24 protein-coding genes are annotated in these 26,379 nt (G+C 67.4%); 16 read left to right on the top strand and 8 right to left on the bottom strand.

Annotated elements, in window-relative coordinates; all coding sequences use genetic code 11:
* The first annotated feature begins 258 nt into the window (after window positions 1–258).
* Window positions 259–1,518 carry a cytochrome P450 gene (locus CDN38_RS05515; protein WP_075511978.1) on the top strand — a complete coding sequence of 420 codons (1,260 nt, stop codon included), beginning with the start codon at window positions 259–261 and terminating at the stop codon, window positions 1,516–1,518.
* A 61-nt stretch (window positions 1,519–1,579) separates the two neighbouring features.
* Here CDN38_RS05515 and CDN38_RS05510 read toward each other — a convergent pair whose 3' ends face one another.
* From CDN38_RS05510 to CDN38_RS05495, 4 genes are read right to left on the bottom strand one after another with little or no spacing between them, the layout of a single operon-like run.
* Window positions 1,580–2,542: an alpha/beta hydrolase gene (locus CDN38_RS05510; protein WP_075511979.1), complete on the bottom strand. Its 963-nt coding sequence runs from the start codon at window positions 2,540–2,542 to the stop codon at window positions 1,580–1,582.
* 5 nt (window positions 2,543–2,547) lie between these two features.
* A complete protein-coding gene (locus tag CDN38_RS05505; protein ID WP_075511980.1) occupies window positions 2,548–3,027 on the bottom strand; it encodes a hypothetical protein in 480 nt (159 codons plus the stop codon).
* Window positions 3,024–4,829 carry a flavin-containing monooxygenase gene (locus CDN38_RS05500; protein WP_075511981.1) on the bottom strand — a complete coding sequence of 602 codons (1,806 nt, stop codon included), beginning with the start codon at window positions 4,827–4,829 and terminating at the stop codon, window positions 3,024–3,026. The genes CDN38_RS05505 and CDN38_RS05500 overlap by 4 nt, the downstream gene beginning before the upstream one ends.
* Entirely contained in the window at window positions 4,822–5,460 is a 639-nt protein-coding gene (locus CDN38_RS05495) for a TetR/AcrR family transcriptional regulator (RefSeq protein WP_075511982.1), read from the bottom strand. The genes CDN38_RS05500 and CDN38_RS05495 overlap by 8 nt, the downstream gene beginning before the upstream one ends.
* Window positions 5,461–5,590: 130 nt before the next feature.
* Between CDN38_RS05495 and CDN38_RS05490 the strand changes: the two genes are divergently transcribed.
* The 5 genes from CDN38_RS05490 to mnmA all read left to right on the top strand — a co-directional run bounded on the left by CDN38_RS05490 (window position 5,591) and on the right by mnmA (window position 10,680).
* Window positions 5,591–6,451 (top strand): GNAT family N-acetyltransferase, encoded by an 861-nt coding sequence (locus CDN38_RS05490; RefSeq protein ID WP_075511983.1) that lies wholly within the window; start codon window positions 5,591–5,593, stop codon window positions 6,449–6,451.
* On the top strand, window positions 6,451–7,272 hold the full coding sequence (locus CDN38_RS05485; RefSeq protein WP_075511984.1) for a lysophospholipid acyltransferase family protein: 822 nt from the start codon (window positions 6,451–6,453) through the stop codon (window positions 7,270–7,272). Before CDN38_RS05490 ends, CDN38_RS05485 begins: the two co-directional genes overlap by 1 nt.
* Window positions 7,273–7,411: 139 nt before the next feature.
* Complete coding sequence (locus CDN38_RS05480; protein ID WP_075511985.1) at window positions 7,412–8,305, top strand: amidohydrolase family protein; 894 nt, start codon at window positions 7,412–7,414, stop codon at window positions 8,303–8,305.
* 99 nt (window positions 8,306–8,404) lie between these two features.
* Window positions 8,405–9,586 (top strand): cysteine desulfurase family protein, encoded by a 1,182-nt coding sequence (locus CDN38_RS05475; RefSeq protein ID WP_099318838.1) that lies wholly within the window; start codon window positions 8,405–8,407, stop codon window positions 9,584–9,586.
* Window positions 9,583–10,680, top strand: coding sequence for a tRNA 2-thiouridine(34) synthase MnmA (mnmA, locus tag CDN38_RS05470; protein ID WP_075512007.1), 1,098 nt, complete (start codon window positions 9,583–9,585; stop codon window positions 10,678–10,680). The genes CDN38_RS05475 and mnmA overlap by 4 nt, the downstream gene beginning before the upstream one ends.
* On the opposite strand, the gene CDN38_RS05465 is transcribed toward mnmA, so the two are convergent.
* Window positions 10,677–11,306 carry a sensor domain-containing protein gene (locus CDN38_RS05465; protein ID WP_075511987.1) on the bottom strand — a complete coding sequence of 210 codons (630 nt, stop codon included), beginning with the start codon at window positions 11,304–11,306 and terminating at the stop codon, window positions 10,677–10,679. The genes mnmA and CDN38_RS05465 overlap by 4 nt on opposite strands.
* Before the next feature lie 71 nt (window positions 11,307–11,377).
* On the opposite strand from CDN38_RS05465, the gene CDN38_RS05460 reads away from it, so the two are divergent.
* Genes CDN38_RS05460 through CDN38_RS05450 form a run of 3 tightly spaced genes read left to right on the top strand, consistent with a single transcriptional unit; the run spans window position 11,378 to window position 15,726 of the window.
* Window positions 11,378–12,415: a uroporphyrinogen decarboxylase/cobalamine-independent methonine synthase family protein gene (locus CDN38_RS05460; protein ID WP_075511988.1), complete on the top strand. Its 1,038-nt coding sequence runs from the start codon at window positions 11,378–11,380 to the stop codon at window positions 12,413–12,415.
* A gap of 40 nt (window positions 12,416–12,455) precedes the next feature.
* On the top strand, window positions 12,456–14,537 hold the full coding sequence (ligA, locus tag CDN38_RS05455; RefSeq protein WP_075511989.1) for an NAD-dependent DNA ligase LigA: 2,082 nt from the start codon (window positions 12,456–12,458) through the stop codon (window positions 14,535–14,537).
* A 34-nt stretch (window positions 14,538–14,571) separates the two neighbouring features.
* On the top strand, window positions 14,572–15,726 hold the full coding sequence (locus tag CDN38_RS05450; RefSeq protein ID WP_075511990.1) for an LLM class flavin-dependent oxidoreductase: 1,155 nt from the start codon (window positions 14,572–14,574) through the stop codon (window positions 15,724–15,726).
* A gap of 18 nt (window positions 15,727–15,744) precedes the next feature.
* On the opposite strand, the gene CDN38_RS05445 is transcribed toward CDN38_RS05450, so the two are convergent.
* A complete protein-coding gene (locus CDN38_RS05445) occupies window positions 15,745–16,401 on the bottom strand; it encodes an ACT domain-containing protein (protein ID WP_099319331.1) in 657 nt (218 codons plus the stop codon).
* Window positions 16,402–16,505: 104 nt separating this feature from the next.
* Between CDN38_RS05445 and gatC the strand changes: the two genes are divergently transcribed.
* From gatC to CDN38_RS05415, 6 genes are all read left to right on the top strand, one after another.
* Entirely contained in the window at window positions 16,506–16,805 is a 300-nt protein-coding gene (gene gatC, locus CDN38_RS05440; protein ID WP_075511992.1) for an Asp-tRNA(Asn)/Glu-tRNA(Gln) amidotransferase subunit GatC, read from the top strand.
* Window positions 16,802–18,283 carry an Asp-tRNA(Asn)/Glu-tRNA(Gln) amidotransferase subunit GatA gene (gene gatA / locus CDN38_RS05435; protein WP_075511993.1) on the top strand — a complete coding sequence of 494 codons (1,482 nt, stop codon included), beginning with the start codon at window positions 16,802–16,804 and terminating at the stop codon, window positions 18,281–18,283. The genes gatC and gatA overlap by 4 nt, the downstream gene beginning before the upstream one ends.
* Window positions 18,284–18,391: 108 nt before the next feature.
* Window positions 18,392–19,423 carry an ATP-dependent 6-phosphofructokinase gene (locus CDN38_RS05430; RefSeq protein ID WP_036411949.1) on the top strand — a complete coding sequence of 344 codons (1,032 nt, stop codon included), beginning with the start codon at window positions 18,392–18,394 and terminating at the stop codon, window positions 19,421–19,423.
* A gap of 401 nt (window positions 19,424–19,824) precedes the next feature.
* Entirely contained in the window at window positions 19,825–20,733 is a 909-nt protein-coding gene (locus CDN38_RS05425) for a MinD/ParA family ATP-binding protein (RefSeq protein WP_075511994.1), read from the top strand.
* A 51-nt stretch (window positions 20,734–20,784) separates the two neighbouring features.
* Window positions 20,785–22,305: an Asp-tRNA(Asn)/Glu-tRNA(Gln) amidotransferase subunit GatB gene (gene gatB, locus CDN38_RS05420; protein ID WP_075511995.1), complete on the top strand. Its 1,521-nt coding sequence runs from the start codon at window positions 20,785–20,787 to the stop codon at window positions 22,303–22,305.
* A gap of 47 nt (window positions 22,306–22,352) precedes the next feature.
* A complete protein-coding gene (locus CDN38_RS05415) occupies window positions 22,353–22,949 on the top strand; it encodes a flavin reductase family protein (protein ID WP_233026765.1) in 597 nt (198 codons plus the stop codon).
* A 651-nt stretch (window positions 22,950–23,600) separates the two neighbouring features.
* Here the strand turns inward: CDN38_RS05415 and CDN38_RS05410 are convergent.
* The gene (locus CDN38_RS05410) at window positions 23,601–24,722 is read right to left on the bottom strand and encodes a PQQ-dependent sugar dehydrogenase (protein ID WP_051490760.1); all 1,122 of its coding nucleotides are present in this window, start codon (window positions 24,720–24,722) and stop codon (window positions 23,601–23,603) included.
* A 198-nt stretch (window positions 24,723–24,920) separates the two neighbouring features.
* On the opposite strand from CDN38_RS05410, the gene CDN38_RS05405 reads away from it, so the two are divergent.
* On the top strand, window positions 24,921–25,766 hold the full coding sequence (locus CDN38_RS05405) for a DoxX family protein (protein WP_075511997.1): 846 nt from the start codon (window positions 24,921–24,923) through the stop codon (window positions 25,764–25,766).
* A gap of 6 nt (window positions 25,767–25,772) precedes the next feature.
* Here CDN38_RS05405 and CDN38_RS05400 read toward each other — a convergent pair whose 3' ends face one another.
* Window positions 25,773–26,180 (bottom strand): PH domain-containing protein, encoded by a 408-nt coding sequence (locus tag CDN38_RS05400; protein WP_075512008.1) that lies wholly within the window; start codon window positions 26,178–26,180, stop codon window positions 25,773–25,775.
* Window positions 26,181–26,379 lie beyond the last annotated feature (199 nt).

Here is a 26,379-nt window from a genome sequence, read left to right as displayed (position 1 = left end):
TACCTGAATCACCGGTGCCCCGGCGCGGCCGCAGCTCTTGACTGCGGCCGCCCGCGGTGCCCATAGTGGATCCAATCAACTGATCGATTAGTTGACACGGCGGCCGGCTTGCTGCGCCGGCTGATTGGGGAGGAATCGAATGTGCGGCGCGGGCACGCTTGCCCGACGGCGGAAGACCGCTCGGGATTGTCGTCGCGACGGTTGTGTCGCGAGCGGAACCACACGCGGGTGCGCGCGCCGGCCGCAGGAGGCCGGCCGATGACCTGCCCGAGCCTGCCTGTCGGCTTCGACTTCACCGACCCCGACATCTACGCCGAGCGGTTGCCCGTCGAGGAGCTCGCCGAACTACGCCGCCTCGCGCCTATCTGGTGGAATGACCAACCGATCGGCAGGGGCGGCTTCAACGACGGCGGCTTCTGGGTTGTCACCAAACACAAAGACGTCAAAGAGATTTCGCTGCGCAGCGACGTCTTCTCCACCTACGTCAACACCGCGATCCCTCGGTTCCCCGACGACATTCCCCGGGAGAACATCGACATGCAGCGGGCGGTGCTGCTCAACACCGACGCCCCGCACCACACTCGGCTCCGTAAGATCATCTCGCGGGGCTTCACCCCACGAGCCGTCGGACGGCTGCGTGACGAGCTCGACCGGCGCGCGCACCACATCGTCAAAAGCGCTGCGGCACAAGGCTCCGGTGATTTCGTCGAGCAGGTGTCGTGCGAACTGCCGCTGCAGGCGATCGCCGGCCTGCTCGGGGTGCCGCAAGAAGATCGAGCCAAACTGTTTCGCTGGTCCAACGAAATGACGGGCAGCGAGGACCCCGAATACGCAGATATCGACGCCGAGGCGTCGTCGATGCAGGTGCTGGCCTATGCCATGCACATGGCCGACGTGAAGTCGAAGAACCCCGGCGACGACATCGTCACCACGCTGATCCGCGCCGACATCGACGGCGAGAAACTTTCCGACGACGAGTTCGGGTTTTTCGTCCTCATGCTGGCGGTGGCGGGCAACGAGACCACTCGCAACTCCATCACCCAGGGCATGATGGCGTTCACCGAACACCCGGACCAGTGGGAGCTTTTCCAGCGGGAACGTCCCGAGAGCGCGGCCGACGAGATCGTGCGCTGGGCTACCCCGGTGACCGCGTTTCAGCGTACGGCGTTGGCAGACACCGAGGTTTCCGGTGTGCAGATCCGAAAGGGCCAGCGGGTGGTGATGTTCTACCGGTCGGCCAATTTTGACGACGACGTCTTCGACCACCCGGACATCTTCGACATCTTGCGAGATCCCAACCCGCACGTCGGATTCGGCGGCACCGGCGCACACTACTGCGTGGGGGCCAACCTGGCCCGGATGACGATCAGCTTGATCTTCAACGCGATCGCCGACCACATGCCCGACTTGAAGCCGATTTCTCAGCCCGAGCGACTGCGATCCGGATGGTTGAACGGCATCAAGCACTGGCAGGTCGACTACGGCGTCCGCGCGCACGGTTGTCCCGTCGGTCGCTGACCGCGCATCGCCCAATCACCAAGCTAATCAACGCATTCCGGGCGGGCGATCGCAAAGTGCCTCAGATGGTCTGCAGCCTGCGCACGCGGTCGGCGATCACCCGCCGGGAAACCGCGGCATTGGGAGCCATCCCCTCGAATGCGTGCGGACAACCGGGATGCACATGCAACTCGGCCGGGACACCGGCGGCGGCCAGACGGCGCGCGTAGGCGACGTCTTCGTCCCGGAAGATGTCGAGGTCACCCACGTCGATGTAGGTGGCCGGCAGCCGCGAAACATCGCTGGCCCGCGCCGGAGCCGCATAAGAACTGATGCCGTCGGCGCCGGCGCTCTGGCCCAGCAGGGCCTGCCAGCCGGTGATGTTGTCGTCGTAGGTCCAGGTCAAGAACGGCACCAGTTCAGGGTCCGGTAGCGCGGTGCGATCGTCGAGCATCGGATAGACCAACAGCTGTTGGGCGATTGCGGGGCCACCGCGATCGCGAGCCATCAGGCACACCGCGGCGGCCAGCCCGCCGCCGGCGCTGTCGCCCATCACGGCCACCCGGGCCGGATCGACGCCCAGTTCGCCGGTGTGGCCGTGCAGCCACTCCAAGGCGGCAAAGCAGTCGTGCAGCGGGACCGGGTGCGCAGACTCCGGTGCGGTGCGGTAGTCGACGAGCAACATGGGCACACCGGAGTCGGCGACGTAGCGTCGCGCGAGCCAGTCGTAGAGGCCGCCCAGTTCGCGCATGCCGAAAATCATTCCGCCGCCGTGCAAATAGAGCACCGCGCTACCGGGTGGTTGCTCCGTCGTCGCGTGGTACCAGTGCAACGTCATCGTGGCACCGTCGTCGGTGTCCACCGCATGGTGCTGCAGGGCTACCCCGGTGATGGGCGGGCGGGTGGCCATGAGCTGGTCAACTGTGCGCTTGCTGTTGGCTCTCCGGGTCGCCACATCGCCCACCGGCGTCGGCTCGGATTTGGTCCCGCCCGTATTCAGCAACGCCAGCTCGGCGAGCACTTCCTGGTCGATCTGCAGGCCCACGGCGGTCAGGCCGGAACCGGGTCGGCGTTGAAATCGGCGACCAAGGAGTCGATGGTGATCCGGGCGACGACATTCATGCCGGCATCGTAGATCTCGTAGAGCAACGCGTCGGGAGAGTCGGGGCGAGCCCCGAAGTAGACCAGGCCGCCGTCGTCGCCGCCGCGCTCCAGATGCGGCTTTTGGTCGTTGCCGGTCAGCGCATAGTCACCGGCACGCCGGAGGCGATGATTGCCGATCGAACCGTCTGATTCGACATCCCACAGATGTTGCTCGCCGGCCAGCACGATGATGCTTGTGGTGGCCGCGTGGCGATGGATCGGGCAATGCCCGCCGTCGCCTTGCCAGCGCACCACCATGTCGAGGGTGCCGGCGTCACGGTCGTAGCCCAGGATGGTGTAGTCGTGCTGGATCTTGTATTTCGACCCCGGGCGTCCGGTCACCTTCTTCCACCGGTAGCGCGAGGCGTCGAAGGTGCCGCCGATCATGACGCGACTTCCTGGTCGAGGGGCGCCGAGGTCCGCTTGGCGAGGCCGTCGAGGGTGCCTGCGTCCCGCCACGCCGCGAGGATGTCGGCGTATTCGGTTGGGCTGCCGAAGAAAAAGCTATCCTGCCGCAATCTGGCGCTCACCTGGCCCTCGCGGTTGTAATAGCCCGGAGTGCACGCCTCCCGCCGTCCGGCTATCACGGTCGAGCGCTGCACGACGGCGTCCACCCAGGCTTGTTCGGCCTCGGCGGTCGCCTCCACCTCGGTCACACCGTGCCGCAGCGCCCACGCGATCACCCAGGCCACCTGCCGGGACTGGGTGTCGATCAGGTAGGGAAAGTTCACGGTAAAGCCGGACTGGGCAATGCTTTCGATGAAGCAGTTCGGAAAGCCATGAACGTGCAGGCCGTGGAAGGTGCGGATGCCGTCGGCCCACTTGGCGGTCAGCGTCAGGCCGTCACGACCGATCACCTCGAAGCCGGTCCGCTGGGAATATTCGGTTCCGACCTCGAACCCGGTGGCGAAAATCAAACAGTCGAGCGGGTATTCGACGCCCTCGACGACGACACCGTGCTCGGTGATCTGTTCGACACCCTTCCCGTGGGTATCGACCAGGGTGACGTTGTCGCGGTTGAAAGCTTGCAGGTACTCGTCGTGGAAGCAGGGCCGCTTGCAGAAATACCCGTACCAGGGCTTGAGCGCCTCGGCGGTGGCGGGATCGGCCACGATCCCGTCGATGCGTGCCCGGATCTCTTCCATCTTCGCGAAATCGGCCAGCTCCAACGGCGATGCCTGACCGGGCACCGCGGACGCATTGTGGCGCACGATGGGCAGCTTCTTGGTCAGGCTGGTCCACGCGTCGTCGACCAGGTCCTCGTCGCATTCGCCTCCGGCGGTAAGGATTTGGAAGTTCTCGATGCGACGCCGCTGCCAGCCCGGCTGCAACGAGTCCGCCCAGTCCGCGTCGGTCGGCCGATTGGCCCGCACGTCCACCGTTGACGGGGTGCGTTGGAAGACGAACAGCCGCTGCGCGGCCTCAGCCAGCCGGGGCACGCACTGGATCGCCGTCGCGCCGGTGCCGATGATGCCCACCCGCTTGTCGGAGAGCCTCTCGAGATTCTTACCGGTGTAGGTGTAATCCCAACGGCTGGTGTGAAAAGCGTGGCCGCCGAACGTTGTTATGCCGTCGATGCCGGGTAGCTTCGGCTTCTGCAGATACCCGTTTGCCATCGCCACGAACCGGGCACGGATCGTGTCATGGCGGTTGGTAGCGATCACCCAGCGGGAGTCGCTTGGGTCCCAACGGATCTCGGTGACCTCGGTGTTCAGCCGCGCGTTGCGGTAGAGGTCGTAGTGCTCGGCGATGTGCCGGCAGTGGGCGAAGATTTCGGCTCCCTTGGCGTACTTCTCGGTCGGGACGTAGCCGAGCTCCTCGAGCAGCGGCAGGTAGATGTAGGACTCGACGTCACAAGCGATGCCGGGGTAGCGATTCCAGTACCAGGTGCCGCCGACGTCGGCCGCCTTGTCGATGAGCCGAATATCGTCCACGCCGAGTTGCCGGCACCGCGCACCGATGAGCAGTCCGCCGAAACCGGCACCGATGATCGCCACGTCGGTCGTTTCGGTGATCGGATCGCGGGAAAAGCCTGGGTCAGCCCACGGGTCGTCGCCGAAGCGGGCGAATGCGCCGGCGACTTCCACATATTGGCGTATCCCGTCCGGTCGCAGGCGCTTGTCGCGTTCCTGTTGGTATTTGGCGCGCAGCGCATCGGGGTCGAATCCGTTCCCGGCGAACTCAGTCATGATCGACCTCTCCACTGTCTTGGGTGTCTTGGGGTTCGGCGGCCAGCCCGCGGCGTACCAATCGCAAGTAGGCGTCGACGACCTCTGCCTCCCGGCCCGCGTCGGTGACCAGGTCCTCGAGGAACCGGTGGGCGCCGACCAAAAAGTGTGCCTGCGCGGCGATCTCGACGTCGTTCATCGCCCGTACCGAGCCGGCCGCGATGCCGTCGCGCAGCCGCGCCGAAATCAGCTCGACCCAGGCGTTGATGCCTTGGCGATACAACTCGGGCTCGAGAAACCTGATCTCGTCGACCAACCGGATGTGCCCGGGGTTGCTGCGCACGTAGTCGACATAGGCCAGCAGGCCGGTGCGGTGACGTTCGAAGAAATCACCGCCGTGCTGCGCGGGTTCCTCTTCGAAGGCGGCCAGCCGCGCGAAGAAATCCGACATGAGCTTGCGCATCGTCGCCCGCAACAGCTCGGCGCGCGAACCGAAGTGGTAGTGCAGGTTTCCGACCGCGGTGTTGGCCCGCGCGGCGATTCCGGTGACCGATGCCCGGTGCAGTCCACGTTCACTGGCCTCGGCCAGCGCGGCATCCAGAATCGAGGCACGCGTCCGGTGGCGCTTTGCGTATCCGGGAACGTGAGCCATGGCACAAGATACTGGATCAATTTTCAAAATTCGGCAAGGATTCGGTGCTGCAACATGTTGTCACCTGACGTGCACCGGCCCGTCACAGCGCCGATGCCGATTAGCTGACCGGCTGCGTCACGTTGGTGGCATGAGCATCGCTTCTGTCCTCATACCCAGCGGCAAATCGAACGATCCGGCGGCCGGATCATCCTCGCGACCACGCTATTCCCTGTTGCTGACCACCGACGACGCTTTGATCGAGGCCGCGCAACAACTTCGATACGACGTCTTCAGCAGCACGCCCGGGTTCGTGGTGCCGTCGGCGATCGATCACCGCGACGTCGACCGGTTCGACGAGTACTGCGACCACCTGCTGGTCCGCGACGACGACACCGGTGAGCTGGTGGGCTGCTACCGGATGCTGCCGCCGGCGGGTGCCATCGCCGCGGGAGGTCTGTATACCGCCACCGAATTCGACGTCCGCGCTTTCGACCCGCTGCGGCCGTCGTTGGTCGAGATGGGCCGCGCGGCGGTGCGCGACGGTCACCGCAACGGCGCGGTGGTGCTGCTGATGTGGGCGGGCATCCTGGCCTACCTGGATCGATGCGACTACGACTTCGTGACCGGCTGCGTGTCGGTGCCCATCGACGGCCCGGAGGGCCCAGCAGGTCACCCACCCGGCAGTCAGATCCGCGGCGTGCGCGACTTCGTGCGGGTCCGGCACGCGGCGCAGTACCGGGTGTACCCCTACCGGCCGGTGCGTATCGGCGGCGACGGCCTGGACGACATTGACCCGCCGCGGCGTCCGACGGTCCCGCCCCTGATGCGTGGCTACCTGCGGCTGGGTGCCCGGGTATGCGGCGAGCCCGCGCACGACCCGGCCTTCGGAGTCGGCGATTTCTGCGTGCTGCTGGACAAACGTCACGCCGATACCCGTTACCTGAAGCGACTGCGGTCGGTGGCGGTGGCCTCAGAGATGGCTGGCGGGATGGCCGGCGGGGCGCGCTGATGAACAGTGCCGGGCACTGCTGGCTGCCTCGCGCATCATGCGATGTCAGCTGCGTGGGCCATGGCGACACCGCCGGTTGTGCGCGGCTGCGGGTGGCGCTGCGCCTCACACTGGCGCTGCTGTTGGCGCCGGGCCTGCCCCTGCTGGGTGTGCCGCTGCCCGGTCGCACCCACCTGCAACGCGCCTACTGCCGGTTGGTGCTGCGCTGTTTTGGCGTCCGGATCACCGTGTCGGGCAACCCGATTCGCAACCTGCGCGGCGTTCTGGTGGTCAGCAATCACATGTCGTGGCTGGACGTCTTCGCTATCGGTGCGGTGTTGCCCGGGTCGTTCGTCGCCCGTGCCGACATGTTCAGCGGACCCGCGATCGGGATGCTGGCCCGCCTGCTGAAGATCATCCCGATCGAGCGGGCCAGCCTACGCCGGCTGCCCGAGGTGGTCGACACCGTCGCCCGCAGGCTGCGCGCCGGTCAGACTGTCGTGGCCTTCCCCGAGGGCACCACCTGGTGTGGACGGGCGTCGGGGAGCTTCTACCCGGCGATGTTTCAGGCCGCCGTCGACGCCGCGCGCCCGGTACAGCCCCTGTGGCTCACGTATTACCGCGTCGACGGCAGCGTGTCGACCACTCCCGCCTACGTGGGCCAGGACACGTTGGCACGGTCGGTGTGCCGGGTGCTCGCCGTGCGCCGCACGGTGACCCGGGTGCATGTCGGGTTCCTGCAACTGCCGGGTACCGATCGCCGAACCTTGGCCGCACGGTGCCGGTATGCGGTGCATGCGGGGGCGCAGCTCCCGGGGCACCGGCCGGCGCTGGTGGCTTGAGGCCTTGAGCGCAACGCCTTAACCGGTTGCGATGACACGCCGACAACCGCGGCAACGGGGTAAGTTTTGGCGAAGCGCACCGTTCGCCACCCAACTGTTGTCACGGAAGGGGAAGACGTTGGCTGGCAAAGTCATTGACATGTGGGCGCCGATCGTGCCGGCTGCCGAGATCATCGACGACCTATGTGCCGGCTTCCCGGCCGAGCAACTCCGGTACCTCGAAGTGTTCACCAAGACGCCGGTCAGCGCCGAGCAGTTCAACGCTTACGCGGAATCGCTTCGGCGAAGCGACGATGACATCCGTGCCCAGCTCGATGCCGCCGGCATCCGCCAGAGTCTCATCACCGGCTTCGACGAACGCTCCACCTGCGGCGTGACGTTCGTGCACAACGAGTCAGTTGCCGCGCTCGCCGCCCGACACCCGGATCGGTTCATCCCGTTCGCCGGCGCCGACATCATGGGCGGCGCCGCGGCTCTCGACCAATTCGAGCACTGGATCACCGATCGTGGATTTCGCGGACTCAGCCTGCGGCCTTTCATGATCGGTCGACCGGCATCGGACCCCGCATACTTCCCGTACTACGCCAAGTGTGTCGAACTCGGAGTGCCGCTGAGCATCCACACTTCGGCCAACTGGACCCGGACCCGGCCCAGTGACCTCGGGCATCCCCGACACATCGACGATGTCGCGTGCCGCTTTCCGGAACTGACCATCGTGATGAGCCACGGCGGCTACCCATGGGTGCTCGAGGCATGCCTGATCGCCTGGAAACATCCCAATGTGTACCTCGAACTCGCCGCGCACCGGCCCAAGTACTTCGCCGCACCGGGGGCCGGCTGGGAGGCCCTGATGCGATTCGGGCAGAACACGATCCGCCATAAGGTGCTCTATGGCACCGGCGCGTTTCTGCTGAACCTTCCGCATCGCCAACTCTGCGACGAAATGCGGGCACTGCCGTTGGATCCGAGCACCCTCGAACAGTGGCTCTGGCGCAACGCCGCCCGGTTGCTCGGACTGCCCGACGCCGATTGAGGGGTGCGCGCAGTCCTGGTCGCCGTGCGCGGCCCCCACCGTTGCCGGCCGCCCAGAAATTCCGGGTCTTCGGGCCCGGCCGGTATCGTGGGCCGAGTCATGGTCTACCTGGATCACGCCGCCACCACCCCGATGCACCCCGCCGCCATCGAGGCGATGACGGCCGCGCTCGGCACCGTCGGCAACGCGTCGTCGCTGCACACCACGGGTCGCACGGCGCGCCGGCGCATCGAGGAATCCCGGGAGCTGATCGCGGACGAGCTCGGCGCCCGCCCCTCGGAGGTGATCTTCACCGCCGGCGGTACCGAGAGCGACAACCTGGCCGTCAAGGGGATCTATTGGGCCCGCCGTGACGAGCAGCCCGGCCGTCGGCGCATCGTCACCTCGCAGGTGGAACACCACGCCGTACTCGACGCGGTGGACTGGCTCGTCGAGCACGAGGGTGCGCAGGTGAGCTGGCTGCCCACCGCTGCCGACGGCTCGGTCTCGGCCACCGCGCTGCGCGAGACGTTGCAGAGCCATGACGACGTCGCGCTGGTGTCGGTGATGTGGGCCAACAACGAGGTCGGCACCATCATGCCGACCGCCGAACTGGCCGCCGTCGCCGCCGAGTTCGGCGTGCCCATGCACAGTGACGCGATTCAGGCGGTGGGACAGGTACCGGTCGACTTCGGCGCGAGCACGTTGTCGGCGATGAGTGTGGCGGCGCACAAGTTCGGCGGTCCGCCCGGCGTCGGCGCGCTGTTGCTGCGCCGCGACGTCACCTGTGTGCCGTTGCTGCACGGCGGCGGTCAGGAACGCGATATCCGCTCCGGTACTCCCGACGTCGCCGGTGCGGTGGGAATGGCGACCGCGGCGCAGCTCGCCGTGGACGGGCTGGAGGCCAACGGCGCGCGGCTGCGGCTGCTGCGCGACCGCCTGGTCGAGGGGGTGCTCGCCGAAATCGACGACGTGTGTCTCAACGGTGCTCGCGACCCGTTGCGGCTTCCGGGCAACGCGCACTTCACGTTCCGCGGCTGTGAGGGCGATGCGTTGCTGATGTTGTTGGACGCCAACGGGATTGAGTGTTCGACCGGTTCGGCCTGCACCGCCGGCGTGGCCCAGCCGTCGCACGTGTTGATCGCGATGGGCGCCGACCCTGCCAGCGCCCGCGGGTCGTTGCGTCTTTCCTTGGGGCACACCAGTGTCGACGCGGATGTCGATGCGGCATTGCGGGTGCTGCCCGCGGCGGTGGCCCGCGCTCGCGGCGCCGCCCTGGCAGCCGCGGGAGCCTCGTGGTGAAAGTTCTCGCCGCGATGAGCGGCGGCGTCGACTCTTCGGTCGCCACCGCCCGCATGGTCGATGCCGGACACGACGTGGTCGGTGTGCACCTGGCGCTGTCGACGGCGCCTGGAACGCTGCGCGCCGGATCGCGGGGCTGCTGCTCCAAGGAGGACGCCTCGGACGCGCGCCGGGTCGCCGATGTACTCGGAATACCCTTCTATGTCTGGGATTTCGCCGAGAAGTTCAGCGAAGACGTGATCGACGACTTCGTGTCGTCCTACGCTCGCGGCGAAACACCCAACCCCTGCGTCCGATGCAATCAGCGGATCAAGTTCTCGGCACTGTTGACCCGGGCGCTGGCGCTGGGTTTCGACGCGGTGGCCACCGGCCACTATGCCCGGCTGTCAGATGGGCGGCTGCGGCGCGCCGTCGACCGGGACAAGGACCAGTCCTACGTGCTGGCCGTACTGACCGCGCGGCAGCTGCGTCATGCGCTGTTCCCGATCGGGGACACTCCCAAGTCGCAGATCCGGGCGGAGGCGGCCCGCCGTGGCCTGGCGGTTGCCGACAAACCCGACAGCCACGACATCTGCTTCATTCCCTCCGGCGACACCCGGGCGTTCCTCGGTGCGCGCATCGGCGTTCGCCGGGGCGTCGTCGTCGATGCGGACGGCGCCGTGCTGGCCACCCATGACGGTGTGCACGGGTTCACCATCGGCCAGCGCAAAGGCCTCGGTATCCCGGGACCCGGTCCCGATGGCCGCCCACGCTACGTCACCGCCATCGACGCCGACACCGCCACTGTTCGCGTGGGTGACGTGTCCGATCTCGACGTGCACGCGCTGACCGGACGAGCACCGGTGTTCACCGCCGGAGCCGCACCGACGGGTCCGGTCGAGTGCGCGGTGCAGGTGCGTGCTCACGGTGAAACCGCAAGTGCGACAGCACGATTGGTTGGCGGTGAGTTGATGGTGCGATTGCATGCGCCGCTGCGCGGGGTGGCCCGCGGCCAGACGGTGGTGCTCTACCGGCCGGATCCCGGCGGTGACGAGGTGCTCGGCAGCGCCACCGTCGCAGGCAGGGTCGGCCTGCCCAAGCCCGCAGTGACTTAGTGCGGCACGTTGGCGGCCATGTTCGTCATCACGATGTCGGGCACCGATTCCGGGAAACCGCAGAAGGTGACTTCCAGCAGGGCCACCGAGAGCACGCGGTAGTCGCGGCCACAGTCGCCGGGCCGGATGTGCAGCGAGTCGCCGTCGACATGCCATGTGCTGACCAGCAGCGAGCCGCTGGAACTAGTTGCGCAACTTCCCACGGCCGCCACCAGCGACTCGAAGGCATGCCGGGCGATGTCGGGCGCCCGATACACCGCGGCGCCCTCGGAGATCAGGGCACCTTCGGGTGGGTCCTGGAAGGTGATCTTGTGGAACCCTGCGATGTCGGGCCCGAAGATTGCCGTCTCGGCATAGATGAACCGGCATTCCCGGGGCAGAGTGTCTGCGAGGGCGTCGATGTCGACCGGGTGTTTGCCGTCCGTCGACGGCACCATCGTCAGGTCGTCACCGGCGCCGGTGATCGCGCGCATCCTCGACTGGTCCAACAGCACCGAGTCGACGTTGAGCACATCCAGCGGGTAAGCGCCGTACGGGGGCAGCACCTCACCGTCCACCACGCGTGTGCACGCCGCCGTCAGCGCCATCGCGCAGCACCACAGCAGCGGCCGGATCCGTCTCGCCATCAGCCACCCTTCTGTGGTTGCAACCTACCCGTGCGCCCGGCCGCTAAACAGCCCTCGAATACGGTTGACAAGTGAGTGATTTCGCGCCGCCTTTCGCGCCGCCGTTCGCAAGGGCCACCGGCATTGGATCCTGGCCCGGCACGGCGGCGCGGCCGGCCGCCGAGGTCGTCGTCGGCGAGCTGGCCGATGCGCTGGCACATCTCGTCGAGTTGCCCGCCAGGGGAGTGGGCGCCGATATGCTCGGCCGGGCCGGCGCCCTGCTGCTTGATTTGGCAGTGGACACCGTGCCGCGCGGCTACCGCGTCGTCGCCCGGCCGGGCGCGGTGACCCGCCGAGCGGTCAGCATGCTCAACGAGGACATGGATGCCCTCGAAGAGGCCTGGGAGACCGCCGGTCTGCGGGGCGGCGGGCGCGTGGTCAAGGTGCAGGCGCCCGGGCCGATCACGCTGAGTGCAGGGCTGGAGCTGGCCAACGGCCACCGGGCGATCACCGACCCGGGCGCGGTACGTGACCTGGCGGCTTCGCTGGCCGAAGGCGTCGCCGCGCACCGGGCGATGCTGGCCCGCCGGCTGGACACACCGGTGGTGGTGCAGTTCGACGAGCCGTCATTGCCGGCGGCCCTGGGCGGCCGGCTGACCGGCGTGACCGCACTGAGCCCGGTGGCCCCCCTCGACGAGGCGGTGGCCGGCGCGTTGCTCGACACCTGCGCCGCAGCGGCCGGCGCGGACGTCATGGTGCACAGCTGCGCGCCGGAGCTGCCGTGGGAGCTGTTGGCGCGCAGCGCCATTAGTGCGGTGTCGGTGGATGCCGGCACGCTGCGCGCAGCGGACCTAGACGGCGTCGCGGCCTTCGTCGAGTCGGGCCGCACCGTGGTGCTGGGCATCGTCCCCGCCACCGCACCCGAGCGGCGGCCGGCGGTCGAGGAAGTCGCCGCCGAGGTCGTCGCGGTCACCGATCGGCTCGGTTTCGGTCGGTCATTGCTGGCGGAGCGCATCGGCGTCAGCCCGGCCTGCGGCCTGGCGGGTGCGACGCCTGGCTGGGCCCGCGCCGCCATCGAGCTGGCCCGCAAGGTCGCCGAGGCGTTCGCCGAGGACCCGGACGCCATCTGACCCGCGCTCGACTGTCAGGGTGCTCAGCTAGCCTGCCAGGGTGAGTTCGTCCGAAGCCGACACCACGCCGCCCGAGGTGTTGCATCAGTGGCAGGAGCTGGCCGAGGAGGTCCGCGAACACCAGTTCCGCTACTACGTACGCGATGCGCCGATCATCACCGACGCCGAGTTCGACGAGTTGCTACGCCGGCTGGAAGCGCTCGAGGAACAGTATCCGGAGCTGCGCACACCCGATTCGCCCACGCAGCTGGTCGGCGGCGCCGGCTTTGCGACGGAGTTCGAGCCGGTTGACCACCTGGAAAGAATGCTCAGCCTCGACAACGCTTTCAGTCCCGAGGAACTCGGCGCCTGGGCCGCCCGCATCCACACCGAAATCGGTGACGCTGCCAGCTACCTCACTGAGCTCAAGATCGACGGGGTGGCACTGTCGCTGGTTTACCAAGGAGGCCGCCTGACCCGCGCCTCCACCCGGGGTGACGGCCGCACCGGCGAGGACGTCACGCTGAACGCCCGCACCATCGACGACGTCCCGGAACGGCTGCGCGCCGGCGACGACTACCCGATACCCGACGTCCTCGAAGTCCGCGGCGAGGTGTTCTTCCGGGTCGCCGATTTCCAGGCGCTCAACGCCAGCCTGGTCGAGGAGGGCAAGGCGCCGTTCGCCAACCCCCGCAACAGCGCGGCTGGCTCGCTGCGCCAGAAGGACCCGGCCGTCACAGCCCGGCGGCGGCTGCGGATGATCTGTCACGGGCTGGGCCACACCGAAGGATTCCGCCCGGCCACCCTGCACCAGGCATACCTGGCGCTGCAAGCCTGGGGGTTGCCGGTGTCCGAGCACACCACGCTGGTCAACGACATGGCCGGAGTACAGGAGCGCATCGACTACTGGGGTGAGCACCGCCACGAGGTGGACCACGAAATCGACGGCGTGGTGGTCAAAGTCGACGAGGTGGCGCTGCAGCGCAGGCTGGGTGCCACGTCGCGGGCCCCGCGCTGGGCGATCGCTTACAAGTACCCACCCGAGGAGGCGCAGACCAAGCTACTCGACATTCGCGTCAACGTCGGTCGCACCGGGCGGGTCACGCCGTTCGCGTTCATGACACCGGTGAAGGTCGCCGGGTCAACGGTCGCGCAGGCCACGTTGCACAACGCTTCGGAGGTCAAACGCAAGGGGGTGCTGATCGGCGACACGGTGGTGATCCGCAAGGCCGGCGACGTGATCCCCGAGGTGCTGGGACCAGTGGTCGACCTGCGCGACGGGTCCGAACGCGAATTCGTCATGCCCACAACATGTCCCGAGTGCGGCACCGCGCTGGCCCCGGAGAAGGAGGGCGACGCCGACATCCGCTGCCCCAACTCCCAGCGTTGCCCGGCGCAACTGCGGGAGCGGGTGTTTTACGTCGCCAGCCGCAGTGCGCTGGATATCGAGGTGCTGGGCTACGAGGCGGCCGTCGCGCTGTTGCAGGCCGGCGTGATCACCAGCGAGGGCGACCTGTTCGCGCTGACCGAAAATGATCTGTTGCGTACCGAGCTGTTCCGCACCAAGGCCGGCGGGTTGTCGGCCAACGGCAAACGGCTGCTGGCCAACCTCGACAAGGCCAAGGCCGCACCGCTGTGGCGAGTGCTGGTGGCGCTGTCGATCCGCCATGTCGGGCCGACGGCGGCTCGCGCGCTGGCCACCGAATTCGGCACGCTCGATGCGATCGCTGCGGCGTCCGCCGAGCAGTTGGCCGCCGTCGAGGGCGTGGGACCAACCATTGCCGCCGCGGTCGCGGAATGGTTTACCGTCGACTGGCATCGCGAGATCGTCGATAAGTGGCGGGCTGCCGGGGTGCGGATGGCCGACGAGCGCGACGAGAGCGTGCCGCGCACGCTGGCCGGGTTGACCGTCGTGGTCACCGGCTCGCTCACCGGCTTTTCCCGCGACGAGGCCAAGGAGGCGATCGTCGCGCGCGGCGGCAAAGCTGCCGGTTCGGTGTCGAAGAAGACGTCGTTCGTCGTCGCCGGTGACTCGCCGGGATCGAAATACGACAAGGCCGTCGAACTCGGCGTGCCCATCCTCGACGAAGACGGCTTTCGCAAGCTATTGGCCGAAGGCCCTCCCGAAGCTGTACCGGAGTGAGCGGCGCACGGGTTGACCTGAGGCGCAAGGGATCATGACAAACTCGGCGATCTCGGTGGGCCTGCAGATCGGGACGCAGCCGCCATTGAGCGGCGCTCGGGCGTTGTTGCTCGCGGCGCGGGTGGCGCGGCTGGAGTCGGTGATGCTCATCGACCACTTCCAGAGCGGCGTGCCCCGCGCCATCTGGAACAAAGACCTCACCTGGCTTGCGGCGCAAGATCAGAGCCCACACGAGTTTTTTGACTACCAGGTTCTGCTGGGCTATCTCGCGTCGCGAGCCGGGCGACTGCGCTTGGGCGTCGGGGTGACCGAGGCGATTCGGCGTCACCCCGTTCTCATCGCCCAGGCGATGCTGACGCTGTCTCATCTCACCAGGCGCGCCCCCATTTTGGGCATCGGCGCGGGCGAGCGCATGAATATCGACCCGTACGGACTCGACTTCTCCGAGCCGGTCACCCGACTGGAGGAGGCTCTGCAGGTGATCCGCCTATGCCTGTCGGCGCGAGGGCCTATCACGTTCTCCGGCAAGCATTTTCGGCTCGACCGGGCGACCATGGACCTGGAGGCGCCGCGCGGCCGGGTGCCGCAGATCTGGGTCGGCGGGCACGGTCCGCGAATGCTACGGCTGACGGGACACTACGGCGACGGGTGGTACCCCGTCTCGGTGGTCTCGCCCCAGGAGTACGCGGCCAAGCTGGCGGCGGTGCGGGCGGCGGCCGCCGAGGCCGGGCGAGACGCAGACTCGATCACGCCGGCGCTGCATCGCTTCGCGGTGATCGGCGCGACCGAGGCGGAGGCGCGGGCGATGCTCGACACAAAGGCCGTCCGGTTGCTTGGGCTGGCTGCGCCCGCCGATGTGTGGCGGCAGGCCGGGTCCGTGCACCCGCTCGGGGCGCATTTCGATACGTTGGTCGACTTCGTGCCCGACCGCCACGGTCGCCGGGCCATCGAGCATGCCATCGCCGCCGTGCCGGACGCCGTGATGACCGAGGGGCCGTTGCTGTGGGGAACTCCGCGGCAGGTGGCGGCCAAGCTGCGGGCCTTCGGCGACGCGGGGATGCGCCACGTGGTCCTGGCACCCGTATCCGGTCTGGTGTCCCGGCGTGCGGCTCGCTACGGGCTATGGGCCACCGTGCGGATCGCCCGGTCGCTTACCAGCCGGCGAGGCCACCCCGTGCCTCGCGGCTGACAAGCCGCCGGTGAACGGTCAGCGCAGCATGGTGGCCACGATCCCAGCCAGATAGCCCAGTCGGGCCACCTCCGAGGGCCGAAATTCCGGGCCGGGCCGCCCCAGCACCACCGCCATGTGCGGGTCGCCCAACGGTGCGGCCACCATCGTCGTGTCCATGTCACGCCAGGCCTGCGGCACCCAGTCGGCGCCACCGTCGAGCGGTGCGGCGCGCTCGATCGGCAGCCACGGCGCCGAATCAGCCCGGGTTTCCGGGGCGCCCGGGCTGCCGGCAAGCCGGCGCAATGCGCCCTGCGAGCTGTGCAACACGGTGCACCAGCTCACCCGCAGCACCCTGGGCGCCTCGTTGGCAAGCACTTGCAGTCGGGACGCATTGTCGCGCGCCGCGGCGACGTGGTCGAGCAGCTCCAGCTCGCGGTGCGCTTCCAGCAACCCGGTGTGTGGGCGCAGACTGTCGACCCGGACGCCGGTCAACGACTCGGCGGCGGTAATCAGCCGATCCGGCATCGCGCCCGGCGGCATCTCGACCACCAAGTCGTCGATCGCGTACCCCGCGCTGCGCTCGACGACGTCCAGCGACAAGATGTCGGCACCCACCGACCCGAGCGCAACCGCCAGCGACCCCAGGCTGCCTGGACGGTCGACCAGCTCGATGCGCAACAGATACGACGGCACGGCCAACACTGTTACACAGCGACGCGCGCGCGGCACGTCGGCAGGGACGCGCTCGCCGGACCAACCCGGCCCCCGCCGCGCGTTCACGGTTAGGCTTTTCGCTCGTGTCCCAGATCTCCCGCGACGAGGTGGCCCACCTGGCCCGCCTGGCCCGTCTGGCGCTGACCGACCATGAGCTCGACCACTTCGCCGGTCAACTCGACGCCATCTTGGCGCACGTCAGCCAGATCCAGGCCGTCGACGTCACCGGCGTCGAAGCCACCGACAATCCACTCAAGGACGTCAACGTGATGCGCGCCGACGAGATCGCGCCGTGCCTGACGCAGGAGCAGGCGCTGGCCGCGGCGCCGGAGGCCGTCGACGGCCGCTTCGCCGTCCCGCAGATCCTGGGGGACACCGAGTGAGCGAACTCATTCGATCCGACGCCGCCACACTGGGCGCCAAGATCGCCGCCCAGGAGCTGTCGTCCACCGAACTCACTTCGGCCTGCCTGGACCAGATCGCGGCAACCGACGACCGCTACCACGCCTTTCTCCACGTGGGCGCCGACCAGGCTTTGAGCGCCGCCGCTGCCATTGACAAGCAGGTGGCCGCCGGCGAGCAGTTGCCGTCGCCGCTGGCCGGCGTGCCGCTGGCGCTCAAGGACGTCTTCACCACCATCGACATGCCCACCACCTGCGGTTCGAAGATCCTGGAGGGCTGGCGGGCTCCCTATGACGCCACCTTGACGCTGCGGTTGCGCGCGGCCGGGATCCCGATCCTGGGCAAGACCAACATGGATGAGTTCGCGATGGGCAGCTCGACCGAGAACTCCGCCTACGGCCCGACCCGCAACCCGTGGAACGTCGACCGGGTGCCCGGCGGCTCGGGTGGTGGCAGCGCGGCGGCGCTGGCCGCATTCCAGGCGCCGCTGGCCATCGGGTCCGACACCGGTGGCTCGATCCGGCAGCCGGCCGCACTGACCGCGACCGTCGGTGTCAAACCCACCTACGGCACGGTGTCGCGCTACGGGCTGGTGGCCTGCGCGTCGTCGCTGGACCAGGGCGGCCCCTGCGCACGCACCGTCCTGGACACCGCGTTGCTGCACCAGGTGATCGCCGGCCACGACCCGCGCGACTCCACTTCCGTCGATGCCGCGGTGCCCGACGTGGTCGGGGCCGCGAAGGCCGGGGCTAGAGGCGACTTGAGCGGAGTGCGCATCGGGGTGGTCAAGCAGCTCCGCGGTGAGGGCTACCAGCCGGGGGTGCTGGCGTCGTTCCAGGCCGCGGTCGAGCAGCTGACCGCTTTGGGCGCCGAGGTCAGCGAAGTCGACTGCCCGCATTTCGACCACGCGCTGGCCGCTTACTACCTGATCCTGCCGTCGGAGGTGTCGAGCAACCTGGCCCGCTTCGACGCGATGCGCTACGGGCTGCGGGTCGGCGACGACGGCAGCCACAGCGCCGAAGAGGTGATGGCCATGACCCGGGCGGCCGGTTTCGGCCCGGAAGTCAAGCGGCGCATCATGATCGGCACCTACGCGTTGTCGGCCGGTTACTACGACGCCTACTACAACCAGGCCCAGAAGGTGCGCACGCTGATCGCCCGCGATCTCGACGAGGCCTACCGATCGGTCGACGTGCTGGTCTCGCCCGCGACCCCGACAACCGCATTTCCGTTGGGGGAGAAGGTCGACGACCCGCTGGCGATGTACCTGTTCGACCTGTGCACATTGCCGCTGAATTTGGCGGGACATTGTGGCATGTCGGTGCCGTCGGGGCTGTCCCCGGACGACGGGTTGCCGGTCGGGCTGCAGATCATGGCGCCCGCCTTGGCCGACGACCGGCTGTACCGGGTGGGGGCTGCCTACGAGGCTGCCCGCGGCCCGCTGCCCTCGCCGGTGTAGGCGCCATCTAGGCGCGAGGAGACGCGGAATCGCACAGTTCGCCCGCTTCTGGCGCGATTCTGCGACTGCTCGGCGCCACGGGCCGGGCCCGCGGTGCAAGATGATGGCATGCGGATTGGACTTCTCACGGGAGGCGGCGACTGCCCCGGCCTCAACGCCGTCATCCGGGCCGTGGTGCGCACCTGCGATGCCCGGTACGGCTCGTCGGTGGTCGGGTTCCAGGACGGGTGGCGCGGGTTGCTGGAGAACCGGCGCATGCAGTTGCGCAACGACGATCGCAACGACCGGCTGCTGGCCAAAGGCGGAACGATGCTGGGCACCGCGCGCGTGCACCCGGACAAACTGCGCGCCGGCCTGAACCAGATCATGCAGACCCTGGACGACAACGGCATCGACGTGCTGATCCCGATCGGCGGGGAAGGCACGTTGACCGCCGCACACTGGCTGTCGGAGGAGAACGTTCCGGTGGTCGGTGTGCCGAAGACCATCGACAACGACATCGACTGCACCGACGTGACTTTCGGGCACGACACGGCGTTGACGGTGGCGACCGAAGCCATCGACCGGCTGCACAGCACCGCCGAATCCCATCAGCGGGTGATGCTGGTGGAGGTGATGGGCCGTCACGCCGGCTGGATCGCGCTGAACTCGGGTCTGGCCTCCGGCGCTCATATGACGCTGATCCCCGAGCAGCCCTTCGACGTCGAGGAGGTGTGCCGGCTGGTCAAACAGCGCTTCCAGCGCGGCGACTCGCACTTCATCTGCGTGGTCGCCGAGGGCGCCAAACCCGTCGCCGGCTCCATCCAGTTGCGCGAGGGCGGCATTGACGAGTTCGGCCATGAGCGTTTCACCGGGGTGGCCGCGCAGTTGGGTGCCGAGGTGGAGAAGCGGATCAACAAGGATGTCCGGGTGACCGTGCTGGGCCATGTCCAGCGAGGTGGGACACCGACGGCCTACGACCGGGTTCTTGCCACCCGGTTCGGGGTCAACGCCGCCGACGCCGCACATGCCGGCGAGTACGGCCAGATGGTGTCGCTGCGCGGACAAGACATCGGCCGTGTTCCCCTGGCGGACGCGGTTCGCCAACTCAAGCTGGTGCCGCAGAGCCGCTACGACGACGCCGCCGCGTTCTTCGGCTGACGTCGACGTTTCGTGCGGATTGCTCGACGTTCGTCCAACATCGGGTAGCACCGGCTGAACGCCGGGCTAATTGTTGTTGACTGTTGCTTGCATTTCCGAAATCCTGCCCATTTGCGGTTTTCGCGCAAATCAGCCGGGTTATACCGTGGGGTATGAGCAACCGCGATCCCGCTCGCGGAGACCTGCCTCAGGCCGCCCCACCGGCACCGCGATCGGCGCTCAACACCGCCCCGCCCTGCCGGCGCCCTCCGGCCGATTGGGCGTCCACCACGGTCCCGCGGGTCAACCGCCGCAATACACCTGCCTACCGTTCGGCCCCCGCTGCTCCGTGGTCGACCGGTCGGACCCCCGCAGCGACACCGGTCGCCCCGCCGCCTCCTCGTGAACGGGTCCCGGGTGGGATGGCACTTGATGTTCTCGACGAACAGCGCACCGACGAGACGGGCGGCTTCAGCTGGCGAGACCTGATCTGGCGCATCAGCCGCAGAGACTTTGGCCCCGGCAAAGGCCCAGCATACGAACGTGAGCTGCGCGAGCGCGTCCGCGCCCCGGTCGGCAGCGCGTTTCCCATCGCGGTGCTCAACCTCAAAGGTGGGGTCGGCAAGACCGCGGCGGTCGAGGCGCTCGGCTCGACTTTCGCGCAGGTGCGCAACGACCGGGTGGTCGCGGTCGACATCGACGGCGGCGATTTGTCCGATCGGCATGGCCGCCGTAGCCGGCTAAATATGGCGGACCTGCTCATGGACGACTCGGTCACAAGATATCCGGACGTGCGGGCGCATACCTATATGAACAGCTGCGGGCTGGAAGTGCTCGGCCTGCCCGAATATGCAAAGAGCAATTGGCGAGTGGAGCGCACCGACGTCGTCAAAGTGTTTTCCATTCTGCGCAAGCATTACTCGGTGGTACTGGTGGACTGCGTCAAGGCGCTCGAGTCCAGCGCGATGGAAGCGGTGTTGCCGGAATCGCGGGCCCTGGTGGTCGTTACCAGCACCTCGATCGACGCGATACGGAAGACCAGAATCACGCTGGAATGGTTGCGTAACAATGGGTATCACCAGCTGCTCGCGACGGCGGTGTTAGCGCTCAACCACACCGAACCGGGCAGGCCGAGTACCTTGGCCGGTAAGGAGCTCGAGCAGTTGTCGGCCGACGTGGCGGCCACGGTGGTCCTGCCGTTCGATCGGCACATCCATGCGGGCAAAGAAATAGGTCTGGACCGGTTGGGCAAGGAAAGCCGGCGCGCGTACCTGGAGCTGGCGGCCACGTTGGCGGACATGTTCCCAAAGCGGGTCTCAAAGCGGGTGTAGTGGCAGATGTCCGGGTCGGGGGGTCTCCCGGTCGGCACTAGGATCGAGCCCATGACTGCTGCCGCCCGGGCTTCAGGGGCTGACCTGCTGGGCTTCGACGACGTCGTCGCCCGCTTCGATCCGGTTCTCGGACTGGAAGTTCACGTTGAGCTGTCCACCGCGACCAAGATGTTCTGCGGCTGCGCCACGGCGTTCGGCGCCGAGCCCAATACCCAGGTATGCCCGGTCTGCCTGGGACTGCCCGGTTCGCTGCCCGTGCTCAACCGGGCCGCGGTCGAGTCGGCGATCCGCATCGGCTTGGCGCTGAACTGCGAGATCGTTCCCTGGTGCCGCTTTGCCCGGAAAAACTACTTCTACCCGGACATGCCGAAGAATTACCAGATCTCCCAGTATGACGAGCCGATCGCCATCGACGGTTACCTCGAAGCGCCGCTGGAAGACGGCACCACCTGGCGAGTCGAGATCGAGCGTGCTCACATGGAGGAAGACACCGGCAAGCTGACCCACATCGGCAGCGAGACGGGCCGCATCCACGGGGCGACGACGTCGCTCATCGACTACAACCGTGCCGGCGTGCCGCTGATCGAGATCGTGACGAAACCCATTGAGGGAGCCGGAGCGCGTGCGCCGCAGGTCGCCCGCGCCTATGTGACCGCTTTGCGAGACTTGTTGCGGGCGTTGGATGTATCCGATGTGCGGATGGACCAGGGGTCGATGCGCTGCGACGCCAATGTGTCGCTAAAGCCCAGGGGTACAACCGAATTCGGCACCCGAACCGAAACCAAGAACGTCAACTCGCTCAAAAGCATCGAGGTCGCGGTGCGCTACGAGATGCAGCGTCAGGCGGCGATCTTGGTGGCCGGCGGCCAGATCACCCAAGAGACCAGGCACTTCCACGAGGCCGGCTACACCAGCCCCGGCCGCACCAAGGAGACCGCAGAGGACTATCGGTATTTCCCCGAGCCCGATCTGGAGCCCGTCGCGCCCAGCCGCGAGCTGGTCGAGCAACTGCGCTACACCATTCCTGAGTTACCGTGGTTGAGCCGCAAGCGGATTCAGCAGGAATGGGGTATTTCCGACGAGGTGATGCGGGATCTGGTGAACGCCGGCGCGGTCGAATTGGTCGCCGAGACCGTCAAACACGGAGCCTCCAGCAAGGAGGCGCGCTCGTGGTGGGGGAACTTCCTGGTGCAGAAGGCCAACGAGGCCGGTATCGGGCTGGACGAACTGGCCATCACGCCGGCCCAGGTCGCGGCCATCGTGCGGTTGGTCGAGGACGGCAAGCTGTCCAACAAGCTCGCCCGCGAGGTGGTGGAAGGCGTGCTGGCCGGAGAAGGCGAACCCGAGCAGGTGATGACCGACCGCGGCTTGGAACTGGTTCGCGACGACTCACTGACCCAGGCCGCGGTCGACGAGGCACTGGCCGCCAATCCCGATGTGGCCGAAAAGATTCGGGGCGGCAAGGTGGCTGCGGCGGGTGCGATCGTCGGCGCGGTGATGAAGGCCACCCGCGGGCAGGCCGACGCGGCCCGGGTGCGCGAGTTGGTGTTGGCGGCCTGCGGTCAGGGTTAGCCCGGCTGCCGGTTCGCCGACCGATCTCTACGAGTTCGCTACGAAAGGTGTCGAAAGACGTCGCGGCGATTCATGATGTTGAGGTGATCGATGTATCGTTCGATGACCTGATGACGATGCTGGATTCTCCGGTTTTCGTGGTGACCACTCAGGCCGATGGTCACCCTTCGGGTTGTCTGGTCGGCTTCGCCACGCAAACGAGCGTGCAGCCCCCGAGTTTCATGATCGGCATGCCCAGGAGTAACCGCACCGCCGAAGTGGCCGGCCGATCTGACCATGTGGCGGTGCATTTGTTGGCCCAGCACCATCGAGCCCTGGCCGAACTGTTCGCCAGCCAAACGGCGGACGACACCGACAAATTCGCTCGCTGCCCATGGCGCGCCGGTCCCTTCGGGATGCCGATTCTCGATGACGCGGTGGCGTGGTTCGTCGGCAGGACGGTGAGCCGCAGCGATGTCGGAGATCACGTGTGCTACCTGCTGGAGCCGGTGAGCGTCTGGGCTCCCGAGTGCTCCGAAGAACTGCTGTACCTCTCCGACATCGACGACCTCGACCCCGGCCACGAGGAACCGACAGGGCGGTTCTACGGACCCACCGAGGTGACCCGCCGGTACGGCGTGCGATTCACCCTCGACGTGCCTTGATCACCTGCTGATCGCCCCATCACCTCGGTGACATCGTCTGCCGCGTTAATCACATTGGCCACATGAGTCTCTGAGTGGGGCGATGCGCAATGTGCCCACCTGATCGGAAATTGAGGCTGACCACGAATGCTGCTGTCAACGATGTCCTGTTGCGCACACCTTGGCTCTGTTTTCGGCACGCCGATACCGCACCTTCGCTCAAACCTTTTGTGATGGCAGGCGTTCGGGGGATGTCTCACGTGCGCATCGAGTCGGCTGTTATGCCGCCGTATCGAGTGTGCTGTGACGGCTTTGAGTGTGTCCGTAGGGCGGGAATATCCACGATCGGCCGCCCTGAACGGCACTCTCGACGCCGCCAGCGCACTCTCGACGCCGCCAGCGCACTCTCGACGCCGCCAGCGCACTCTCGACGCCGCCAGCCACCGACCCAACCGCACCAGCACCCGACTTACATCTCCCCGCACCAGAGCGCAGCCCCACGACCGCTGTGGGCGACACGTTGCGGCGGTTTGGATTTTTCGCTGATAGCCGGGCGCGACGCGTACCGGTACCCTCAAAGGCTCCGTGGCTGATGTGACTGATGCGACAGTTGTGGTCACGTCCCAACCAGGGCGCCGCGGGGGCCCGGCCCGCAACCGGGCTAGGTCTGGACTAAGTCTTGTCGTCGTTGTTGCGTGGGAATCCGCCGCCCTGCGGGAACAACGGAAACACCACATCGTCGAGCTTCTCCGCATCACCGGCGGTCTTGTTGACCGTGGCACCCCAGACGTTGCCGTCCGGCGACATCCGCAGTGCCCAGGCATGTGCGTGGGTGTCCTTACGGACGACGTCGGGTTCGCCGGTCACGGCGCCGGTCGACGGCGCGAGCCGGACCGCGACCGTCAGCTTGGTATTGATCAGGTTGACCAGCACGGTGCCGTCCATGGCCGCACACCCGGCCACGCCGGGCTTGTCCGGCCAGGTCCACACCGTCGAGACCTCCGACTTCTTGGTGATGCGCTGTAGCCGGTCGGCCCCGGGCGTGCGATCGACGACATAGAGCGAGCCGTCGACGGGATCGATGCACATGCCGCCACCCGAGCCGATCCCGGTCAGCGCCGTCGTCGGCGGCGCCTGTCCGATGGTCGTGGGCTGTTCGATGCGCAGGACCTTGCCGGCCAACGAATTGGGATCGGCGGCCATCGCCGGGTTGCCCGCATCGCCGGTCATGACGACGAGCGTGGTGGGACTGGTGAAAATCAGCGCCCCGGTGTTGCCGGTAGCACCTTTGGGAATGCCGGTCAGGATGTCCTTCGGGACGTCGCCGTCGGCTATCCGGATGACGCGGTTGTCGCTAGGCGTGCTGACGTAGGCATACATCAGCCGGTCCTGCGAGTAAGTGGGCGACAGCACGATATCCATCAAGCCGCCGTCACCGGCCGGGTCGACCGGGATGACCATCTTTACCTTGGGCTCGGCGCTGATCGAGATTTCCTTGACCGCGCCGGTGATGCGCTCGGCGACCAGGGCGGTCTTGCTGTCGATACCCATGATCAGGCCGCTGGTGCTCTCCAGACAGCCCTGCATGACGCCCGGTGCCGGACATGCCTTCGGGAACGGCGTGGGAGGCAGCGGCGGCGGCGGGGGAGGTGTCGAGCTGGGCTGAGGCCGAAGTTCGGGATTCGTGGTGAAAGGCTGCGACTGGGCATCGTTGAACCGCGCGCAGCCGCTCGCGACCAGCATCACCGCACACAACGCGGTGAGCGCGCACCGAACCGACCGCCGTATCCGCATGACCGACAGGCTACGGACTTTGGCGGCGCCGCCGCCACCTGCCACCGCCGCATCGCAGCCTCAATCAACCATGGTTGGTCTGCCGGAGCCCGTTTTGGGGCCTCCGGCGGGGCTCGCCGCGCACGAAGTGCCGACTCAACAGGCGAAAGCGCCGCTCAAATCCCAAATTCAGGACTAAATGCCCTTACCCTGGCACGAGTGACCAGTTCGAATGATTCACATTGGCAGCGGCCGGATGGTTCCCCCGGGCCCGCCGCAGGACGCCCCGTTTCGGCAAGCCTGGTCGACCCCGAAGACGATTTGAGCCCCGGCAGTTATTCGGGCGACTTTGGAAATACCGGTACCACCACCGTCATCCCGCCCTATGACCCCGCCAATTCCGGTGTCGTCAACTCGGGATACCACCTGATCGAGGCACAGGAGCCACTTCCATACGCCCAGCCACAACCGTCCGTGCGGCCGATGCCGTCAGCACCCGCGATCGACATCGACGAGGACGACGAGCGAGTACGCGCCGCTGGCCGGCGCGGCACGCAGCATCTGGGTCTGCTGGTGTTGCGCGTCGGCCTGGGCGCGGTCCTGATAGCCCACGGACTGCAAAAACTCTTCGGCTGGTGGGGTGGCTCCGGAGTCACCGGATTCAAGAACTCACTGTCCGACGTCGGCTATCAGCACGCCGACATCCTCGCCTATGTGGGTGCCGGCGGCGAGATCGTCGCCGGAGTGCTGTTGGTGCTGGGCCTGTTCACACCGCTAGCGGCGGCGGGCGCACTGGCTTTCCTGATCAATGGTTTGCTCGCGATGGTCTCGGCCCGGCCGCATTCGCACTTCACCTACTTCCTGCCCGACGGGAACGAATACCAGATCTCGCTGGTGGTGATGGCTGTTGCCGTCATCTTGAGTGGCCCCGGCCGCTACGGCCTCGACGCGGGCCGCGGCTGGGCACAACGCCCCTTCATCGGGTCATTCGTGGCGTTACTGGCCGGCATTGCCGCCGGGATCGCCGTGTGGGTGTTCCTCAACGGGGTGAACCCGCTGGCCTGAGCGTCCTTACCGGTAGGGGTTGGGAACCCGCCCCGAGCTGGCCTCGGTCAATTGCGGCAGGGTCGAGAACGTGACCGCGGGCAATCGCAGCTCGGTACCGTCCTTGAGTCGGGCCCGCGCCCACGAACCCCGGTGGAACCGCAGGCCGTCGATGTCGTCCCAGCGCACCGTCCTACTACCCAGCAGCGTCCTTACCGTCACCCCGTCGTCGTCGGCGACGGTGCGCAGCCTGACGATCAATGCCGACAACAGCACCGGGATGAGCAGCAGCGGCGCGCTCGGCGGCCACGCCAGCACGGGTATGAGCAGTCCCAGGGTCGCAAATCCCACGGCCAGGTGCGCGATCGGTGACACCTTGATCACCACCGGTGAGCCAGTAACCACCCTCGTATCATTCCACCGTGCGCGCGCCATGCCGCGGCCGCGCGGTCCCACCCACACGCGCGGCCCCGTGACGGCACCGGATTTGACGGTTGAGCTGTGCGAAGGCTACCGTCAGACGCTATGGATACCGCCGGAGAGCCCGGAATGCTCCCCACAATGCTTGTAGTACTTGGTCGGCGCGTTGGTGCCTGACTAGGTCGATCGAGCACCAACGCGCAACCCTCGTGCA

This window comes from Mycobacterium ostraviense, assembly GCF_002705925.1.
In the GTDB taxonomy this organism is placed as follows: domain Bacteria; phylum Actinomycetota; class Actinomycetes; order Mycobacteriales; family Mycobacteriaceae; genus Mycobacterium; species Mycobacterium ostraviense.
This window is presented reverse-complemented; position numbering and strand designations above follow the sequence as displayed.

Coding starts and splice junctions, on each gene's coding strand:
- CDN38_RS05515 (WP_075511978.1), top strand. CDS start 259: ATGACCTGCCCGAGCCTGCCTGTCGGCTTCGACTTCACCGACCCCGAC.
- CDN38_RS05505 (WP_075511980.1), bottom strand. CDS start 3,027: ATGATCGGCGGCACCTTCGACGCCTCGCGCTACCGGTGGAAGAAGGTG.
- CDN38_RS05500 (WP_075511981.1), bottom strand. CDS start 4,829: ATGACTGAGTTCGCCGGGAACGGATTCGACCCCGATGCGCTGCGCGCC.
- CDN38_RS05495 (WP_075511982.1), bottom strand. CDS start 5,460: ATGGCTCACGTTCCCGGATACGCAAAGCGCCACCGGACGCGTGCCTCG.
- CDN38_RS05490 (WP_075511983.1), top strand. CDS start 5,591: ATGAGCATCGCTTCTGTCCTCATACCCAGCGGCAAATCGAACGATCCG.
- CDN38_RS05485 (WP_075511984.1), top strand. CDS start 6,451: ATGAACAGTGCCGGGCACTGCTGGCTGCCTCGCGCATCATGCGATGTC.
- CDN38_RS05480 (WP_075511985.1), top strand. CDS start 7,412: ATGTGGGCGCCGATCGTGCCGGCTGCCGAGATCATCGACGACCTATGT.
- CDN38_RS05475 (WP_099318838.1), top strand. CDS start 8,405: ATGGTCTACCTGGATCACGCCGCCACCACCCCGATGCACCCCGCCGCC.
- CDN38_RS05465 (WP_075511987.1), bottom strand. CDS start 11,306: ATGGCGAGACGGATCCGGCCGCTGCTGTGGTGCTGCGCGATGGCGCTG.
- CDN38_RS05450 (WP_075511990.1), top strand. CDS start 14,572: ATGACAAACTCGGCGATCTCGGTGGGCCTGCAGATCGGGACGCAGCCG.
- CDN38_RS05430 (WP_036411949.1), top strand. CDS start 18,392: ATGCGGATTGGACTTCTCACGGGAGGCGGCGACTGCCCCGGCCTCAAC.
- CDN38_RS05425 (WP_075511994.1), top strand. CDS start 19,825: ATGGCACTTGATGTTCTCGACGAACAGCGCACCGACGAGACGGGCGGC.
- gatB (WP_075511995.1), top strand. CDS start 20,785: ATGACTGCTGCCGCCCGGGCTTCAGGGGCTGACCTGCTGGGCTTCGAC.
- CDN38_RS05410 (WP_051490760.1), bottom strand. CDS start 24,722: ATGCGGATACGGCGGTCGGTTCGGTGCGCGCTCACCGCGTTGTGTGCG.
- CDN38_RS05400 (WP_075512008.1), bottom strand. CDS start 26,180: ATGGCGCGCGCACGGTGGAATGATACGAGGGTGGTTACTGGCTCACCG.